Raw genomic sequence first — 18,229 nt, 5'->3', positions numbered from 1 at the left:
AGTGACTGATTTTATTCAAACGTTCCAAGAACGAAAAGTAGAATTGCTAAGTGCATTAAGTGAGCATTTACAAATATCGCTTATTTCACTATTTTTTGCAGTAATTATTGCAGTGCCGCTCGGCATTATATTAACGAGAAAAGAACGAATGGCTGAATTTATTATAGGGACTTCTGCTGTTATGCAGACAGTGCCCTCACTTGCTTTACTTGGACTATTAATTCCGTTAGTAGGAATCGGAAAACTGCCAGCTATAATCGCATTAGTTGTGTATGCACTATTACCTATTTTACGAAATACATATACAGGAATACGGGAATTAGATGAATCACTTATAGAAGCGGCGAGAGCTATGGGGATGAATAGCTGGAAAAGATTATGGAAGGTAGAGCTTCCGCTCGCATTGCCAATTATTATGGCTGGTATTCGTACAGCGATGGTATTAATTGTTGGAACGGCTACATTAGCTGCTTTAATAGGCGCTGGTGGACTCGGTAAGCTCATACTACTCGGTATCGATCGGAATGATCATGCGCTTATCATTTTAGGGGCCGTACCAGCTGCGTTACTCGCTTTATTCTTTGATATAGTACTTCGCATACTTGAGAGCCCGAAACGCTCTTCTAAGCGCGTTATATTGACGATATGTATAGTTGTAGTAATGATAGCTGCTCCATTTCTTTGGAATACCGAAAAGAAAGACATAGTTATTGCTGGTAAACTTGGATCTGAACCAGAAATATTAATTCAAATGTACAAACAACTTATTGAACAGGATACAGATTTACAAGTGGAATTAAAGCCAGGCCTTGGAAAAACAGCATTTGTATTCGAAGCGTTAAAATCAGGTGAAGTAGATATATACCCAGAATTTTCAGGTACAGCTTTATCTACTTTCGTGAAAGAAGAACCGAAAAGTACAAATCGTGATGAAGTATATGAACAAGCTCGTATTGGAATGGAAAAGAAATATAATATGGTTATGTTAAAGCCAATGGAGTATAACAATACATACGCACTAGCCATGCCGAAAAAAATAGCAGATCAAAATAACATAAATACAATTTCTGATTTAGGAAAAATTGCACAGGAAGCTAAAGTAGGATTTACATTAGAATTTGCTGATCGTGAAGATGGTTATAAAGGAATGCAAAAATTATATAACTATAAGTTTTCAAATGTTAAAACGATGGAACCGAAACTGCGCTATAGTGCAATACAATCGGGAGATGTTAACGTAATCGATGCATATTCAACAGATAGTGAACTTGAGCAATATGGGCTTAAAGTGCTAAAAGATGATAAAGGACTATTCCCGCCTTATCAAGGAGCATCATTATTAAGAAAAGAGACGTTACAGAAATATCCTGAACTCGAAAAAGTATTAAATAAATTATCTGGAAAGATTACAGATGAAGAAATGAGAAAAATGAATTATGAAGTAAATGTGAATGGGAAAAGTAGCGAAGAAGTCGCAAAACAATTTTTACAAAAGAGAAGTTACTTCGTTAATTTTACAATAAATATACAATTTTATATGTATGAAATGACCGTTCATTACAAAATGAACGGTTTTTTTGTGCATACTTATACATTTTTTCAAAAAAGTATTCCATTTTTCTTCATTTTCTTTTAGAATAAGTAATGTTTTCCTGAAAAAATATAAGAGAAACGTCTATTAGAGAAAAAGGTGACTTTAATAGTTGAACGAACATAACACCTAGAATGACAGATGGGGTGGTACAAATAGAAAAGAAGTTAGGATTTTTTCCGTTAATCGCATTAGTAGTTGGAACGATGGTTGGTGGCGGTGTTTTTAGTTTACCGCATGATTTAGCAGTAGGAGCAAATAGTGGTGCAACGATAATTGGTTGGTGTATTACAGCAATGGGAATGATTCCACTTGCGCTCGTATATCAAACGTTAGCAAGACAAAAACCGGAGCTTGAGGGCGGAATCTATAGTTATGCACGAGCTGGATTCGGTGAATATATTGGTTTTAACAGTGCTTGGGGATACTGGCTAGCAGGGATTTTAGGAAATGTTGCAACAATTATGTTACTGTTTAGTACATTAGGTTACTTCTTCCCAATTTTTAAAGGCGGAAATAATGTTGCGTCAATCGTAGGTGCATCACTTTTATTATGGACATTGCATTTTCTAATTTTATTTGGAATTCGTGAAGCCTCCATTATGAATGTTATCGCAACGATTGGGAAATTAGTTCCGATCTTATTATTTATTGTCGTGATGGTAACAGCGTTTCGCTGGGATACATTTACACATGACTTTTGGGGCGAAGGAACTATCTCAGTTTCCTCTGTACTAGGTCAAGTGAAAAATACAATGCTCGTAACCCTTTGGGTGTTCATTGGGGTTGAAGGAGCAGTTGTATTATCAGGAAGAGCTAAAAATAGTAGAGACGTTGGAAAAGCGACAGTACTTGGACTTATTTTAGTAATGTCTATTTATATTTTAATTTCTGTTCTGTCAATGGGAGCCATGACAAGAAAAGAACTTTCAGTATTAGAGACTCCTTCAATGGGACATGTATTAGAACATGTTGTTGGGCCATGGGGTGCAATGGCAATTAATATTGGATTAGTTGCGTCACTTGTAGGTACATTAATTGGTTGGTTTTTACTTGTTTCTGAAATTTCTCACGTAGCAGGAAAAGACGGCGTGTTTCCGAAAGTCTTTACGAAAACAAATAAGAAACAAACGCCGCATATGGCATTGTGGATTTCAAATATCGTTGCCCAAACTATATTTATAATCGTTCTGTTTTCACAATCGACATATCAAATTATGTATTTTATTGCGTCAACATCTATATTACTGCCGTACTTATTATCAGCGCTATTTCAATTGAAATTAGTCATCACGAAAGAGCTGAAAGTTGCGAGAGTAAAAAATGGATTGTTAGCATTAATTGCTTCCCTATACTCTGTATGGTTAATTTATGCAGCTGGTTTAAAGAATTTATTGCTTGTTTCAATCGTATATGGTATTGGGATTCTCGTGTATATGTTTGCAAGAAAAGAAAAAGGGAATCGTTGTTTTGCAGGCAAAGAGCGATATGTGATGTGGGCAATTGTTATTGCAGCTATTACATCACTTTATATGTTACTGACAGGAACTATAAAAATGTAAAAGTCCTTTTAATTTAAAGGGCTTTTTTCCTTGTCTAGAGAATATTTAATACATAAGATATTCAGGAGGGATGAAAATGGAAGAAAAAGAACAGTTGTCTAGAATTATGGATTTAGCTAGTGATTTAAGGAAAGTATTAGTACAAGAATCTTTTTTTAATCATCATCCTGAACTTCGAGGCGTGATTGAAAATTTAGCGAGTTCTGTAGAGAATTTGGCGAGTTTGCAGCAAAATAAAGATGAAAATGCCGAAGATCGATTACGGTACGTACTTGCTAAAATGAAAATCGCTCATAATGCCATTTTACAAGAAAAAAAAGCATTTCCTTCTCATTAATATACGTTTTAATTTTGAACCTGACGGATGACGTCAGGTTTTTTATTTCTAGTTTTAGATTGTAGTTCATACAATAAGAATAGTATGAAAAAAGAAGGTGACTACGTTGAAATTACATAAAGCTCTTCATCCAAGTTTTATAAAGCGAATGTATTATATGAGGTTTATTGGGAAGTTTGCAAAAGCTGAGGGAGAGAAGAATGGAGAAAATTTCTTTGTACAATGTCTTTCTTCAATACCTTTAACTTTACAAGAGTTATTTCCGACTGGAAAATATTTGTTTGAAGGATTATGCAGTAATAAAAAGAATGAAAAAATCTTTACTGATATAAAGAAGCATAAATTAGAAAAGCAACTGGTTATGTTTCGTCTTTATTATGATCGTGGAAATTTATTTCTGGAATTAATATGCACAGAAGAGCCTCGGGAAATAGCATCTTCATATAAATTGATTCCTTCACCAAAGGTCTCAAATTATAAAAAGAGAGCGTCTTTGGAACGGAAGTTAAGCAACGGTTATTTATCATTTCTTATGCCTAAATTACCAAAAGACTTTGAGCCTCCAGAATTATTGTGGCATGAAGGAAGGCTATATGGAAATTTATCGTTAAAATCATCAATAAGTTCAATTTCATATTTTGAGCAAAGAAAAGAATGCAAATATATTGAAATAAACGATTGGATGAAACATGTAGAAATAGCAGTAGATGATCATTTATATTTTGTAAGTGAAAATGTGTATGACCAACTAAATAAACGAATTGCTGAAGAAGGTAAGTTAGTTGAAGTAGAAGATATTAAAATGCAAAAGGATGACTGGGAATGGGATGAGCGTGAATCCTCTTTTTTGCAGTATGTACAAAGTATGGTTCGTAATAAAGGGTTATATTTGGATGATACAGATATATATAATTTTCACATTAGTATTAAAACCAATATGTTAACAATTGTTGGTGGTATACCAGGTGTTGGGAAATCACGCTTTGTGCAAGCTTATGCAGAATCACTTGGGTTACGTTATGGGGAAGAATTAATTTGGATTCCGATTTCACCATCGTATCAAGAACCACATGATATTCTCGGTTACCTTCATCCGAATGGTAATTTTATTGAAAGTGAAACGAAGTTAGTTCGGACATTGTTAAAGGCTAAAGAAAATCCAAATCAATTGTATATAATTGTGTTCGATGAAATGAACATGTCACATATTGAGCATTGGTTTACTCCGTTTCTATCCGTTCTTCAACTTGAAAAGAAAAATCGTATTTTGAGTTTGTATGAGAAAGTACAAGAAATAGAAAATCAAATTCCACCTTCAGTGGAAATTGGTGAGAATATTATTTTCGTAGGCACTGTAAATTTTGATGAAACGACGAAAGAGCTTTCCGATCGATTATTAGATCGAACAAATTTGATTACATTACAAAAAATTCCGTTTTGCGAGATGAGTATAGAACATGAGAAAGTTGTTCAGCAACCCCCGCTGAAAGTAACAACGGGAGAATTTCGACTCAATTGGTTTAGGAATAAAGAGATGATCGAAGTGTATACTGAAGAGGAATTAGAGTTATTGGATAAGTTACATGATGTATTATCATCACACGATATATCAAAAGGAATTTCTTTCCGATGTGCAAGCGCAATCGCTACGTATTTGCAAAATATACCGTTCCAAAATAATCAGTCCTATATGATTAGCAGGGAAGAAGGTTTTGATTTGCAAATAAAGCAGCGTGTATTAACGAAATTAAGGGGGACAGAAATGACAGTGGGCCCTCTACTTTCTGAAGAAGCAAAAAGGGGAGCGACATTGATACCACTTTTACAGTCTCCGCTTGCAAATCGTGTATCTACATTTGAACATTCTTTAGCTTATATAAGACAAAAGCGTAGAGAACTGGAGCTGTATGGCTATGCAAAATGAGGAGCGTTATGAAACAGCAATCGTCGATACGAAAGAAACGCTCCCGTTTGTATTGAAGCTAATTATTGGTACTGAGGGGAAAGGCGATTTTATCCTTTTAAACCGGCTTTGTACGTCTACTACAGCATTAGTTCAATGTATTTATAAAGTACAGGAATTAAAACCACTGAAATTACATTTCCATTATCAAAATCCAATGGATATTACATTCATATGGAATAAAGTATATGAGGGACAAAAGAATATAAAAGAGTCACAATATGAATTAAATGAAAAAAAACAAAGAGTATTAGTGTATGAACATGGAAAAACTGAATTTTTTTATCCGTGGCGCTGTGGCTTATACCATTTTGAAGTGCGTATAGAAGATAAAACTTATTATGGTGCGTTTCAAGTTGTTCCTAAAAACTTTTTTGATGACCAATTTGAAATGATTCAAGATTATGTGAAGTCAATTTTAAACGAGTTAATTTTAGATAGAGGTTATTACAAGAAAACTTTCTCAGCACTTAGCGATATTGAAGATTCTTCTTATTTGGTATTGTTAAGAAAGTTGCCACAAAAAATGAAAAGAATAAAACAAATTTTTAAGAAAGTAGAATCGAATGCGGAATTTGTACACGAATATGAATGGGAAACGAAAGCGCGGAAGGCAACGAGAAAAACTGCCATTATGACAGAAAGAAAGCTTTATGCGAAATATTACAACCGTAAATTTAAGGAGCAAAAAAATAGTATTGAAAATGCATTTCTTAAATTTAAAACGATGCAATTCTATTATTATTTACTTGAAGCAGAAATTTTTGTACGTAAAACTATTGAAATACTAGAAGGAGAAAAGAAGAAAAAGTCAGATGAATTTCAAGCTGTTAAAACAATTATGAAAACGATTGAACGAAATGGATCCGTGACGGATAGGGAAAAACAAAAATATAGAAATCTACATTTACTGAAAGAAGCAGATTTACGGAAAAGTTCTGTGAAAATACAAGAATATAAAATATTAGCTCATATCGTATATGAAAGTGTGCAATACTTTCGAAATTTATTGTATTCTCCATTTTGGAGGGAAGTTTCTGAAACAGCTACCATTAATTCGAACACTTTATCTATACCGCATCAACAATTAATCCACCATTTAGAATTGTTACCGCAACATACGGAGCAACCTCCATCTTTATTATTCGTATATAAACCAACGTTTTTAGTGTATGAGTATTACGCTTTTTTTATCGTTATTTCTATATTAGAACAAATCGGATTTGAAGATAAGAATCCTATCCGTGAACAAATACAAGAACATTTTTATTTAGACGGATTACAAGATGGAACGACAGTGATTTTACATCGAGATGATATAAAAGTGCACGTCGCGTTTAATGATTTAATTGAAACACACCCTCTTATTGCACTAAGCAAAGGAAGTAATTTTTATAACGGAGAGGACACAAAGAAGCCGGATATTCGTTTAGATTGTTATGTAAAGGAAGAAGAGAAGTATGTATATAAATCTTCTATTATTATCGAAGTGAAATATAGTCCTATGTACAATATTTTTCAGCCTGTAGGTAATACGAAAGCAACTGAGCAAATGTATAAATACTGGTCTATTAAGTATGTAGAAGAACAGAATGGCAAAAGAATTTTTAAGCGAAGAGCGATTTATGAAGTGATTTGTGTATATCCAGGTAGCCATATGCATAGTAAAAAAATTGAATCTGGATGTGGAGTGTTTTTACAACTATATCCATATAAAACGAAACAAGGAGAAGAGAAGTTGGCTGGGAAGCATGGGATGATTCAAATTTTTGAGAAATGGTTAAAAAGTAATAAAATGTAAAAGAAATCCTTTTTAATGAAGGATTTCTTTAGGTTAAGAAGAATTATATGCAGTACGGAAAGACACATTATACGGTTCGAACTTGATAGTGATTATCATTTTTTTATTAGAGTAATTGAATCTTGTTATGTTTGTAACAGTATGGGGAATTAAGGGGTTTTGCATGTGTATGAATGACTAATAAGTAGGAATTTAATTCATTTTGCAGAATATAATAAGACATAAATATTTTTAGTTGCATACGAAGATTTGTTCTTATATGATAGTAAGTGAAAGCGTTATCAAAAACGGAGCGGCGATGGGAAAGGCGGTTAAATATGTTCCGAGCGTGTTCAAACAAAGGAAGAGCATTTTTGGTTCGAGCAACTGTGGGGAGATTTTTGTGAAGAAAGAAACTTAATGTTTGTAGAACGTAATTTAAATCCATCACGATTTTTATTAATAGAAGATGAACATCATATTGGTACAGTAGAATGTATTAAGTTTACAGTACCTGAACAATCAAATTCTGAGTTTTTCTATCCGTTTTCTAAAAATGATTTAGTGAAAGATTTGAAAAATGTGTATGAAATAGGAAAGTTAAGTATTGCGAAAACGTCTCGGGGGAGAGGACATTTCAAAAGGCTGGCAGCTATTTTATTTATGCATGCGTTAGAGACGAAAGCGGAATGGTATATTGCAGCAGTTACAAAAAGAATGTATATGTATTTACTTACACTCGGTTTTCCAATCGAACCGATAGATAGTCCATTCCAGTTTCATGATACTTTACAAGGTGTACCAGTGCGAATTCATGCTCGAAAAGGGGCTACACATCTGTATTCTTTGAAAGAATTCCGTGATATTATTCAAGGGAATGCTCATGCGCAGGCACTTATTGCAGAATACAGTAAAAATATTATGTTAACAAAATGAAAATATATGAATATGTATAGTATGAAGAAGAGTTACTTATTACGGGCATCTGTTTTCATACAAAAAGTAGACCCTTATTCTCAGAATAAGGGTCTAAAATATTATAGTCCAAATATACTAAAAATCATTTTACGACGCTTCGGTTTCTTTTCTCTTTCATATGTTGGTTTTGCATCAGGAGTAATGTATATTGGTTCTTCTTTTTTTAGGGCAGCTTCTAGTTTTTGAATTCGTTCTAGCATTTCCTCTATTTCGCGGCGATGTTGTAAAAGTTGGTATGTAACGACATCATTTGCTTTATCTTGCATTTGTTCTTCCATTCGATCTAGTCTTCTCGTAATTGTGGTAAATTGAGCTGTTAATTGCTCAAAATCATTCGATGATGTGTTTTGAACAATTGTGTTTACTTGAGTTTTTAATTTTTCTACATCATTTGAAGATGGTTTTTGAGTAGTTTGAGAGTTTTGAGGCTGGTCCATTTGAGAGCGATGGTATTCTAACATTAGATCTAAATCACCTTGTGTGAAAATAAAATGACCATATTTATTTTTTTTAATCGTAAGATTTAATTGTTGTGCAATCCGGACAACAGCCTTTGGGCTAACACCTAATTTCTTTGCGATAAATGGTGTTTTATATTCCAAAATAATCCCTCCTATATATATCCTGTTGAATGATTTCTAGTTATGTAGCAAGTTCCCTTCAGGTGTGACAAAAGAAGTGTGGAATCGGCAAAGAAAGTGTTTTTTCACGAAGTTCAGCTGTTTAGCACATACTATTTATATAAATCATTTTTAGTTATCGGAAAATTGGGCTTATTATAGTTTGACGATAATAAGCTAATTAGATTATCATAATTATAAATATCTTTTTTATGTATGCATATAATATATAAAAAGGTGGTTACTAATGTAGAATTTTATTAGAGTATAAGAATGCTTACTTCACTTGAATAAATTTAAGTAGGAGGTGGCTTCCTTGCTTACACTGTAAGTAAGGAAAAGTATTTGGACATATATAGTATAAGTATAGTGATTGTTTTAATTGCCTTAACGGCATTTTTCGTTGCAGCAGAATTTGCAATTGTTAAAGTGAGGAGTTCACGAATTGACTATTTAATTGCAAAAGGAAATAATCGTGCAATATCTGTCAAAACAATCATTACAAACTTAGACGAATATTTATCAGCTTGTCAATTAGGAATAACTGTTACAGCTCTTGGGATTGGGTGGTCTGGTAAACCTGCGCTAAAGCACATGTTTGATGTGTTGTTTGCAAATTGGAACGTCCCTACTCAACTCGCAGACATTTTAGCTATAATTTTAGTATTTTTGTTTATCACATTTTTCCATGTGGTAGTAGGAGAGTTAGCTCCAAAAACATTTGCGATTCAAAAAGCAGAACAAGTGAGTTTCTTTGTTGCTAAGCCACTCATTTTGTTTTATCGTATTGCATTCCCATTCATTTGGATTTTAAATGGATCAGCTCGGTTAATTACAAAGTTTCTTGGGTTGAAACCACCAAAAGGGCATGATGAAGTGCATTCAGAAGAAGAATTGCGGTTGTTAGTTTCAGAAAGTTATAAAAATGGTGAGATTAATCAATCTGAATATAAGTATGTGAATAAAATATTTGAATTTGATGATCGTATTGCGAAAGAAATAATGGTACCACGAACAGAGATGAATATTTTAAATAAAGAAATGCCTGCTGAAGAGGCTTTACAAAAAATGTCTCATGAAAAATATACGAGGTATCCGGTTGTTGATGGTGATAAGGACCATGTAATAGGCTTTGTGAATTTTAAAGATATATTTACAGATTTTGTGAAGCACCGAGTTGTTAGTGAAAAGACAGTGGAGCAATATATTAGGCCAATTATTTTAGTTATTGAATCTATCCCGATTCATGATCTATTTTTAAAAATGCAAAGAGAAAGAACACATATCGCTATATTAATTGATGAATATGGTGGTACATCAGGTCTTGTAACCGTTGAAGATATTTTAGAAGAAATTGTAGGGGATATTCAAGATGAGTTCGATACTGATGAACAACCGGAAATCCAACAAGTTAGTGAGACGAAAACGATTTTAGAGGGAAAAGTACTTGTTAGTGAAGTGAACGCATTATTAGGTTTGACTATTGACGACGATGATGTCGATACGATTGGCGGTTGGATCCTAACAAAAAATATTGAGATTTCCGAGGGTGATACCATTGAGATTGAAAATTATAAATTTTGCGTAAAAAAATTAGATGGACACTATATTAAGAGATTAGAAGTAACGAAACCTTCAGAATCGATTGTTATTGTAGGAGATGAAAAAAAGATTTCGCTCCAAGAACAAATTAGTTCGTAAACTCTGCTTTGTAGCAGAGTTTTTTTGAGCAAAATGTTTTTTTGATGTATTAGGGCTATGATACAATTACACAAGTCAGACCTTTCACTAGGTGAAATAAATGAAATGTATTATTGTATACATATATTCGGAAGGAGAACCACTATGAAAAAACATTTATATATAAATGGGGTATGGAAATCAGTAGAGACGTATAAACCATTGTATGCACCATATTCTGAAGAAATATTAGCGGAGATTGCGCAAGGTACAGAAGATGACGTTAAGGAAGCAATAGTTTCGGCCAAAAATGCAATGAAAGAAATGAAAAAATTATCCGCATACGACCGTGCAACTATTTTAGAAAAGGTTGCGCAAAAAATGGATGAGAGAAGAGAAGAGTTTGCAGAGATTATCGCAAAAGAAGCTGCAAAACCAATTCGTGCTGCACGTGGAGAAGTAGATCGCACTGTTCAAACATATAAGTTTGCAGCTGAAGAAGCGAAGCGAATATATGGTGAGACGTTACCATTAGATGCTGCACCAGGAGCAGGTGGCCGTATAGCGTATACAATTCGACAACCAATCGGGGTTATTGGTGCTATTACACCGTTTAATTTTCCACTTAATTTAGTAGCACATAAGGTAGGCCCAGCAATTGCGGCTGGAAATACTATTGTGCTAAAGCCTGCCGACCAAACGCCACTTTCTTCGTATGCATTGGTAGAATTATTTGAAGAAGCTGGTTTACCAAAGGGAGCTTTCAATATAATTTCTGGACCTGGATCTGTTGTAGGTGAGGCATTAGTAAAAGATGAGAACGTTGCTAGTATTACTTTTACAGGAAGTCCGAAAGTAGGTATTGGAATTAAGGCAAAAGCCGGGTTGAAACGAGTGACGTTAGAATTAGGATCGAACGCTGCAGTAATTATTGATGAAGATGTTGAATTGACAGACGAAATAATTGAACGTGTAAAATGGGGCGCGTTTGTGAATAATGGACAAGTTTGTATTTCAGTACAACGTGTTTTTGTGCATGAACGCAAAATGGAAGAGTTTATTACAAAATTAACGAAAGCAATGGAAAACGTTGTAGTAGGAGACCCGCTTCATGAAGAAACAGATGTATCAGCACTTATTTCAAAAAAAGATGTGGAACGTATAAATTCATGGGTGGAAGAGGCAGTTAAGGAAGGAGCTAATGTTGTATACGGTGGTAACAAACGTGATGCAAGGATTTTTGAACCAACTGTATTAACAAATGTTCCAGATTATGTATCTGTTCAGTGCCAAGAAGTATTTGGTCCACTTATGACTGTAAATACATTTAAAGAATTTGATGAGGCTTTAGAACAAGTAAATAATTCACGTTATGGATTACAAGCAGGTGTATTTACAAATGATCTATGTAAGGCAATGCGTGCAATTGATGAATTAGAAGTCGGTGGTGTCATGATTAATGATATTCCAACGTTCAGAGTAGATCATATGCCTTATGGCGGTGTGAAAGAGAGTGGCACAGGCCGTGAAGGGATTAAATATGCAATAGAAGAAATGACAGAAATGAAATTAGTGTGTATTAAAAAATAAAGTAGATCGAGCTTAAACACCGCAATAAAAAACGAGCAGGAAATGTTTACGATTCCATACTCGTTTTTTATTGTTTGTTTTACGTTTCTCGGAACGATTTCATTTAATCAAGTGTACCTTTTACTTCATTTCTTGTTTGAAAATATCATCTTCGACATAAATATGTTCTTTATCTACAGCAGTGCTATGAGAGAGTACTAAACCTATTGGTGTTTCAGTACCTTTATTTTGAACAATTGTAAAATGAATATTTTTTTCAGTTGCTAATTTAATGTATTTTGATAAATGTGGGTAAGCAATGCTTCCATTTAGGAATAGTTGTAATGATTGAGAAGAACGTATGTTACCCGTTACTTCTGTATACACATTACTTTGCATTACTTGACCGATTGTTAAAGCGATTTCTACACGCTCACGTAATGTAGTTAAGTACATATTACGTTCTTCTGGTTTGTTTTGCTTTTGGCCATATATGCCTTCTTGGAGATAGTCTTCCACATTTTTATTTACCATATTTTTCACACCTTTCACTTCTTATTGTACGCAAGAATTAAAAAGGATGCAAAAAAAAGTAGTTTTGAACAGGAAAATAATTAAAAAAATGAGAAGAGAAAAGGGATATATGAATAAAACTTATTTATATAAGAAGGGAAAAATAAATTTTATCAACAGAAATTAACAAAATGTGACAACAATCTATTAACGAAATGTATTTTTTGTGTTAATATTCAAAATATAAAGGGTATTCGTCGTATGGAAATGGAGGGAATGGAGGTTTTTCCAATCGATAAGGATATTAAAGAAGTATTTTGTTCGCACTTGAAAAACAACAGGCACCAATTCGTAGAGAACTGGAAAAACAAAATGATAATTTCCGAAAAAGATCCATTTAAACAAGAGGTAGTTCAAAATGGAGCGAATTTATTAGAGTTAATTATTGAGCTTATTATGGAAGATAAAGACATTAATTATCTTCAGCCATTATGTGAGAAAATTGCCATTGAGCGTGCAGGGGCAGATGCGAATATTGGAGATTTTGTTTACAATGCAAATGTGGGAAGAAATGAACTTTTTGAAGCAATGTGCGAATTGGATGTAAGCGCTCGAGAACTGAAACCGATTATGGCCAAAATACATACTTGTTTTGACAAATTAATTTATTATACCGTTTTAAAATACTCAGAAATTATATCGAGGAATTTAGAAGAAAAACAGCAATATATAAATGAAACACATAAAGAAAGGCTTACGATTCTAGGGCAAATGTCGGCTAGTTTTGTACATGAATTTCGTAATCCGCTAACTTCGATTATGGGATTTGTAAAGTTATTGAAGACAGATCACCCTAATCTATCGTATTTAGATATTATTTCACATGAATTAGATCAATTAAATTTTAGGATTTCGCAATTTTTACTTGTATCGAAAAAAGAAATGTGGAATGAATCTGAACGTTTTTTGGTAAATGACTTATTTCAAGATATTATACAATTCTTATATCCAAGTTTAGTTAATGCAAATGTTTTGATTGAAAAGAATTTGCCGTATCCTATTCCACTCGTTGGTTACCGGAGTGAAGTGAAGCAAGTAGTTTTAAATATTTTAATGAATTCGATTGATGCTCTTGAATCGGTGAAAGAAGAGCGGAAAATTATCATTGATGTATTTGAAGAGGATCAGGCTGTTCGCATTGTTATAAAAAATAATGGACCTATGATTCCAGCAGACAATGTAGAGACTATTTTTGAGCCATTTGTAACTACTAAAAAGCTAGGAACTGGTATTGGACTATTTGTATGTAAACAAATTGTAGAAAAACATAAAGGATCCATATTGTGTCGTTCGGATAACGATTGGACAGAATTTCAAATTACGTTTCAAAAGTAAACAGTCTACACCATGCGAATGGTGTAGACTGTTTTAATTTGTAAGTATAACGGTTTCTAATTTTGGATCCTCAGTTGAATAACCAACTATTGAAATTGTGTAAATTGTATTTGGTTCAACGTTGAATTTTGGAATGGTTAATAGTACTTTTTTTGTATCAGCAAGTGAAACTTCAATATCTGCTGTACCAGGGCTAACTTGTAAAAAATCTGTTATTTGCTTAAAGAGTACATTTTCAAATAAATGATCCCCATCTTTTAAATTTACATTTACAACTGGAGTGTCTGGTGAAAAATGTGCAAATCGTATTTTTGCTTGACCAGATGGTAAATGAGTATTATCAAGAATGGGTTGTAATTGGAGATGATTATCGCTATTGACCGCTGCAAGGGTATAAGTGTGATTCCCCATTATTGGTACTAATGCTGAAAATATTGGAGTTTCGTTTCCGACAGGGACAATATCAATACGGTATTTACCTTGCACTAATGATAAATACGGACTGAATTGTTTAAAAGAAATATTTTTAATAACCTTTTGTCCGTTTATTATAATATCAACTGCTGGTGTATGGGGAGCTGTGTGGAAGATTCTCATATGTGACGGTAAAGTCGCTTCTTGTGAATCTCTCTTTTCATATGCTTGTACAAGTTTTGTAATTGCATCATAGTATTTCATATAGAGTTCTACATATCTTTTAGGATTGCTATATTGATAGTAACGAGCGAGCTGTTCGTAACGTGCAGCTTCTTGGCCGTATTTTTCAATTTCGGATTGAGTCATGAACATTCCTCCTTTATCATCATTACAAATATATGCGAAGCTAGAAAGAGGTTATGCAAAAAACTTGCCTTTCTAGAAGGAAAAGTTTAAATGGGGATTTTTTTATTTATAGGCAAACACACATACAAATCGATAATTGTCCTACATAAATTATAAAGGAAAGGTAGTTTGACTTTGATGGAAGGAGTGGAACCATTAGGATGGGGATATCCCCATAGTTATTGGGAATGAAGTTATGGAGGATTTGGTGCTATAGGCTGTGGGACGAATTATGGATTTGTATTATGAGTATTTCTATTAATTTTAGTGATGCGTTGGATAAGGTAATACCGATAAAAGAGCGTCGTGCCGAACTGATTAATGTGGTTAATCGGTTCTTTTTTTATTGTTCTAAACAGGTGGTACTATTTGTTAAGAAATAGTCATGATAAATGAGGCGAAGTAAAATGTCGAATTTTGTTTGAAAATATGCAATATAAAGTAGGATAATAGGAAGGAGAATAACGGGAGTTTCGTCGAAGTTTACACAATGTCAGCAATTGAGGAAAGTTGATATTATATTAAAAAAATATTCAATTTGCTGTTATCTTAAATCAGGAAGGGGTATTTAAGCGTACAGGTAGGGTTGGTCTTCACTTTCAGTTCTGAATTTTCTGTTTTTAAAATGATATTTAGCAGTCATTTGTATATTTTATAATAGTTTTTTGATAAATTCACTGCTTTTGCAGAGGATTCTTTTTTATGAAAGAAACGTCAATTTTCTTCATATACATATACAAATTGGAGAAATGGGGGAGCGCTATGCGCGATTACTTAATTAAACCACTTGTTGGTCAGCCGTATCCGATGATTTCACATGGAAAAGGCGTGTATTTGTATGATCAAAACGGAAATAAATATTTTGATGGTTCGTCTGGAGCGATTACGGCAGGTATTGGACATGGCGTAGCAGAGATAGCAGAAGTTATAAAAAAACAGGCAGAGGAGATCGCTTTCGTTTATAGATCACAGTTTACGAGTGAACCAGCTGAAAAATTAGCGAAGAAGTTAAGTGATTTATGTGTAGGAGATTTGAACTGGAGCTTTTTTGTGAATAGTGGTACGGAAGCAAATGAAACAGCTATGAAAATCGCAATTCAGCATTTTCAGGAGCGTGGCATTCAAGGGAAACATAAAATTTTGTCACGGTGGATGAGCTATCACGGGATTACAATGGGAGCTTTATCTATGTCTGGGCATCCACTGCGCAGACAACGTTTCGTTTCTATTTTGGAAGATTATCCGACTATTCCAGCTCCATACTGTTTTAGATGTCCTGTACAAAAGGTATATCCAACATGTCAACTTTCTTGTGCGACTGAACTAGAAAGAGCGATTGATCGAATTGGTGCAGAACATATTGCAGCTTTTATTGCTGAACCGATTATCGGAGCTGCTGGAGGAGCGGTTGTCCCACCGAAAGAATACTATAAAGTAATTAAAGATATTTGTAGTCATTACGATATATTATTTATTGCGGATGAAGTAATGACTGGACTTGGTCGTACTGGTGCATGGTTTGCGATGGAGCACTGGGGTGTAGAACCGGATATTATGACCCTTGGTAAGGGGCTAGGAGCAGGTTATACACCAATGGCAGCAACAGTTGTAAGTGACCGTGTTATGGAGCCAATTTTACGTGGATCACGTTCTGTAATGAGCGGGCATACGCTTAGTGCAAATCCATTGTCTGCAGCAACGGCTTTAGCTGTTATTGAATATATGGAGAAACATAATTTACCTGAAAAAACAGCAGAAAAGGGAGAGTATTTATTAAAAGGTTTGCAGAAAGTTCAGCAACAATCGACAATCATTGCCGATGTTCGTGGAAAAGGATTGCTAATTGGAATAGAATTGCAACCGTTTACAAAAGCGTCGGAGCTTATTTCAGTTGCTGCTAAAAATGGACTGCTCTTATACCAAGCTGTTTCAGGGCAAGCAGGAAAAGAGGATAGTGCACTGCTTGTTGCACCACCAATGACAACTACATATTCCGAGTTAGATGAATTACTTTCAATTTTTGTAAAGAGCGTGGAAGAGATGATGCAAAAAGGAGGGCATAGTATCGCATGACAACTATTACAAATACATTCGGTAAATTAAAAGAAATAGAGGAAGTAATTTCTTTGTTCCATGATGATATGACATTAATGTTTGGGGGATTTGGAGGAATCGGATCCCCTCCATCTTTAATTCAAGCTGTTTTAGATAAAGGAATTACAAATTTAAATTTAATAGGAAATGATACTGGATTTCCTGATGTAGGAATCGGTCGTCTTGTTACGAATGAAAGGGTTAAATCTTTAGTTACTTCTCATATTGGGTCAAATCCAAATGCGGGAAGACAATTAAATGAAGGAAGATTGCAAATTGAATTCTCTCCGCAAGGAACACTCGCAGAGCGTATTCGCGCTGGTGGTGTAGGGCTTGGTGGTATTTTAGTTGACGTTGGTGTTGATACGATTGTAGAAGAAGGAAAGCGTACAGTTGGAATGAATGGAAAGACATATTTAGTTGAAACAGCTTTAACGGCTGAAGTCGCAATTGTATATGCGAAAAAAGCGGATCCGTTTGGCAATCTTGTATTTGATAAAAGCGCTCGTAATATGAATCCACACGTAGCTATGGCTGGTGACATAACGATTGTAGAAGCAGAAGAAATTGTTCCACTTGGAAGTTTAGATCCAGAAGAAATTGTCGTCCCAGGTGTATTTGTAAATTATATCGTGCCATCGGAAGGAGTGAATTGGAAATGGGTATGGGCGTAGAAGTAAGAGATAAGATTGCAAGACGTGCAGCGAAAGAAATTCAGAATGGTATGCTTGTAAATTTAGGTATTGGAATTCCATCGCTTGTACCGAATCATTTGCCAGAAGATATGAATGTTATGTTTCATGCGGAAAACGGTATTGTTGGTATGGGACCAACGCCAAGTAAAGGGAATGAAGATGAGAATTTATGTAACGCAGCTGGTTTACCAACATCTCTTATTACAGGAGCAAGTTATTTTGATAGCTGCATGGCGTTTGGCATGATTCGAAAAGGATTACTTGATGTTACGATACTTGGTTCGTTACAAGTAAGTGAAAATGGTGATTTAGCGAACTGGATTGTACCAGGAAAACGCGTTCCAGGTATTGGAGGAGCGATGGATTTAGCGCAAAAAGCGAAGCGGGTCGTTGTTGTGATGAATCATGTTGATAAATACGGAAATGCAAAGATTGTTTCGGAATGTACATTGCCATTAACTTCGAAAAAATGTGTAGATTTAATTATTACAGACATGGCTGTCATGGAAGTGACCCAAAGAGGACTTGTCTTACAAGAATTAATGAGTCCATATACTGTAGAAGATGTAAAACGACATACGACAGCTGATTTTCATATAAGCTCAAATTTACTAGTAATTGAATGAGGGG

At 34.3% G+C, this 18,229-nt stretch carries 15 protein-coding genes; 12 read left to right on the top strand and 3 right to left on the bottom strand.

Going from position 1 to position 18,229, the window contains the following annotated elements; translation table 11 throughout:
• The first annotated feature begins 1 nt into the window (after position 1).
• The 6 genes from JFU18_RS04490 to JFU18_RS04465 all read left to right on the top strand — a co-directional run bounded on the left by JFU18_RS04490 (position 2) and on the right by JFU18_RS04465 (position 8,169).
• A complete protein-coding gene (locus JFU18_RS04490) occupies positions 2 to 1,636 on the top strand; it encodes an ABC transporter permease/substrate-binding protein (protein WP_201033730.1) in 1,635 nt (544 codons plus the stop codon).
• An 89-nt stretch (positions 1,637 to 1,725) separates the two neighbouring features.
• Entirely contained in the window at positions 1,726 to 3,153 is a 1,428-nt protein-coding gene (locus JFU18_RS04485; RefSeq protein WP_002085826.1) for a basic amino acid/polyamine antiporter, read from the top strand.
• A 76-nt stretch (positions 3,154 to 3,229) separates the two neighbouring features.
• Positions 3,230 to 3,490 carry a hypothetical protein gene (locus JFU18_RS04480; RefSeq protein WP_002085825.1) on the top strand — a complete coding sequence of 87 codons (261 nt, stop codon included), beginning with the start codon at positions 3,230 to 3,232 and terminating at the stop codon, positions 3,488 to 3,490.
• A gap of 106 nt (positions 3,491 to 3,596) precedes the next feature.
• Positions 3,597 to 5,414, top strand: coding sequence for an AAA family ATPase (locus tag JFU18_RS04475; protein WP_201033731.1), 1,818 nt, complete (start codon positions 3,597 to 3,599; stop codon positions 5,412 to 5,414).
• A complete protein-coding gene (locus tag JFU18_RS04470) occupies positions 5,404 to 7,254 on the top strand; it encodes a hypothetical protein (protein WP_002136129.1) in 1,851 nt (616 codons plus the stop codon). Before JFU18_RS04475 ends, JFU18_RS04470 begins: the two co-directional genes overlap by 11 nt.
• Before the next feature lie 315 nt (positions 7,255 to 7,569).
• Positions 7,570 to 8,169: a hypothetical protein gene (locus JFU18_RS04465; RefSeq protein WP_201050399.1), complete on the top strand. Its 600-nt coding sequence runs from the start codon at positions 7,570 to 7,572 to the stop codon at positions 8,167 to 8,169.
• Between the two features lie 101 nt (positions 8,170 to 8,270).
• Here JFU18_RS04465 and racA read toward each other — a convergent pair whose 3' ends face one another.
• Positions 8,271 to 8,813, bottom strand: a complete 543-nt coding sequence (gene racA / locus JFU18_RS04460; protein WP_002012665.1) for a chromosome-anchoring protein RacA — start codon at positions 8,811 to 8,813, stop codon at positions 8,271 to 8,273.
• 363 nt (positions 8,814 to 9,176) lie between these two features.
• Between racA and JFU18_RS04455 the strand changes: the two genes are divergently transcribed.
• A complete protein-coding gene (locus tag JFU18_RS04455; protein ID WP_002127238.1) occupies positions 9,177 to 10,532 on the top strand; it encodes a hemolysin family protein in 1,356 nt (451 codons plus the stop codon).
• Positions 10,533 to 10,676: 144 nt separating this feature from the next.
• Positions 10,677 to 12,101, top strand: coding sequence for an aldehyde dehydrogenase family protein (locus JFU18_RS04450; protein WP_201033732.1), 1,425 nt, complete (start codon positions 10,677 to 10,679; stop codon positions 12,099 to 12,101).
• Between the two features lie 120 nt (positions 12,102 to 12,221).
• On the opposite strand, the gene JFU18_RS04445 is transcribed toward JFU18_RS04450, so the two are convergent.
• Positions 12,222 to 12,614 (bottom strand): YueI family protein, encoded by a 393-nt coding sequence (locus JFU18_RS04445; RefSeq protein WP_002141658.1) that lies wholly within the window; start codon positions 12,612 to 12,614, stop codon positions 12,222 to 12,224.
• 240 nt (positions 12,615 to 12,854) lie between these two features.
• Here JFU18_RS04445 and JFU18_RS04440 point away from each other — a divergent pair, with 240 nt between their 5' ends.
• Positions 12,855 to 13,988, top strand: a complete 1,134-nt coding sequence (locus JFU18_RS04440; protein WP_002031784.1) for a BA2291 family sporulation histidine kinase — start codon at positions 12,855 to 12,857, stop codon at positions 13,986 to 13,988.
• 33 nt (positions 13,989 to 14,021) lie between these two features.
• Here JFU18_RS04440 and JFU18_RS04435 read toward each other — a convergent pair whose 3' ends face one another.
• Positions 14,022 to 14,771, bottom strand: coding sequence for a DUF4397 domain-containing protein (locus JFU18_RS04435; RefSeq protein WP_002012659.1), 750 nt, complete (start codon positions 14,769 to 14,771; stop codon positions 14,022 to 14,024).
• Positions 14,772 to 15,572: 801 nt separating this feature from the next.
• Between JFU18_RS04435 and JFU18_RS04430 the strand changes: the two genes are divergently transcribed.
• From JFU18_RS04430 to JFU18_RS04420, 3 genes are read left to right on the top strand one after another with little or no spacing between them, the layout of a single operon-like run.
• Positions 15,573 to 16,883 carry an aspartate aminotransferase family protein gene (locus JFU18_RS04430; RefSeq protein ID WP_033708325.1) on the top strand — a complete coding sequence of 437 codons (1,311 nt, stop codon included), beginning with the start codon at positions 15,573 to 15,575 and terminating at the stop codon, positions 16,881 to 16,883.
• Complete coding sequence (gene atoD / locus JFU18_RS04425; protein ID WP_201033137.1) at positions 16,880 to 17,578, top strand: acetate CoA-transferase subunit alpha; 699 nt, start codon at positions 16,880 to 16,882, stop codon at positions 17,576 to 17,578. Before JFU18_RS04430 ends, atoD begins: the two co-directional genes overlap by 4 nt.
• A complete protein-coding gene (locus tag JFU18_RS04420) occupies positions 17,563 to 18,225 on the top strand; it encodes a CoA transferase subunit B (RefSeq protein ID WP_002127246.1) in 663 nt (220 codons plus the stop codon). Before atoD ends, JFU18_RS04420 begins: the two co-directional genes overlap by 16 nt.
• The last annotated feature ends 4 nt before the right edge of the window (positions 18,226 to 18,229 follow it).

It is taken from the genome of Bacillus sp. TH22 (assembly GCF_016651015.1).
Classification (GTDB): Bacteria; Bacillota; Bacilli; order Bacillales; family Bacillaceae_G; genus Bacillus_A; species Bacillus_A mycoides.
This window is presented reverse-complemented; position numbering and strand designations above follow the sequence as displayed.

Bases quoted from the DNA above. Each gene is read 5' to 3' on its own strand.
- JFU18_RS04485 (WP_002085826.1), top strand. From the start codon at position 1,726: ATGACAGATGGGGTGGTACAAATAGAAAAGAAGTTAGGATTTTTTCCG.
- JFU18_RS04480 (WP_002085825.1), top strand. From the start codon at position 3,230: ATGGAAGAAAAAGAACAGTTGTCTAGAATTATGGATTTAGCTAGTGAT.
- JFU18_RS04470 (WP_002136129.1), top strand. From the start codon at position 5,404: ATGCAAAATGAGGAGCGTTATGAAACAGCAATCGTCGATACGAAAGAA.
- JFU18_RS04450 (WP_201033732.1), top strand. From the start codon at position 10,677: ATGAAAAAACATTTATATATAAATGGGGTATGGAAATCAGTAGAGACG.
- JFU18_RS04445 (WP_002141658.1), bottom strand. From the start codon at position 12,614: ATGGTAAATAAAAATGTGGAAGACTATCTCCAAGAAGGCATATATGGC.
- JFU18_RS04440 (WP_002031784.1), top strand. From the start codon at position 12,855: ATGGAAATGGAGGGAATGGAGGTTTTTCCAATCGATAAGGATATTAAA.
- JFU18_RS04435 (WP_002012659.1), bottom strand. From the start codon at position 14,771: ATGACTCAATCCGAAATTGAAAAATACGGCCAAGAAGCTGCACGTTAC.
- JFU18_RS04430 (WP_033708325.1), top strand. From the start codon at position 15,573: ATGCGCGATTACTTAATTAAACCACTTGTTGGTCAGCCGTATCCGATG.
- atoD (WP_201033137.1), top strand. From the start codon at position 16,880: ATGACAACTATTACAAATACATTCGGTAAATTAAAAGAAATAGAGGAA.
- JFU18_RS04420 (WP_002127246.1), top strand. From the start codon at position 17,563: ATGGGTATGGGCGTAGAAGTAAGAGATAAGATTGCAAGACGTGCAGCG.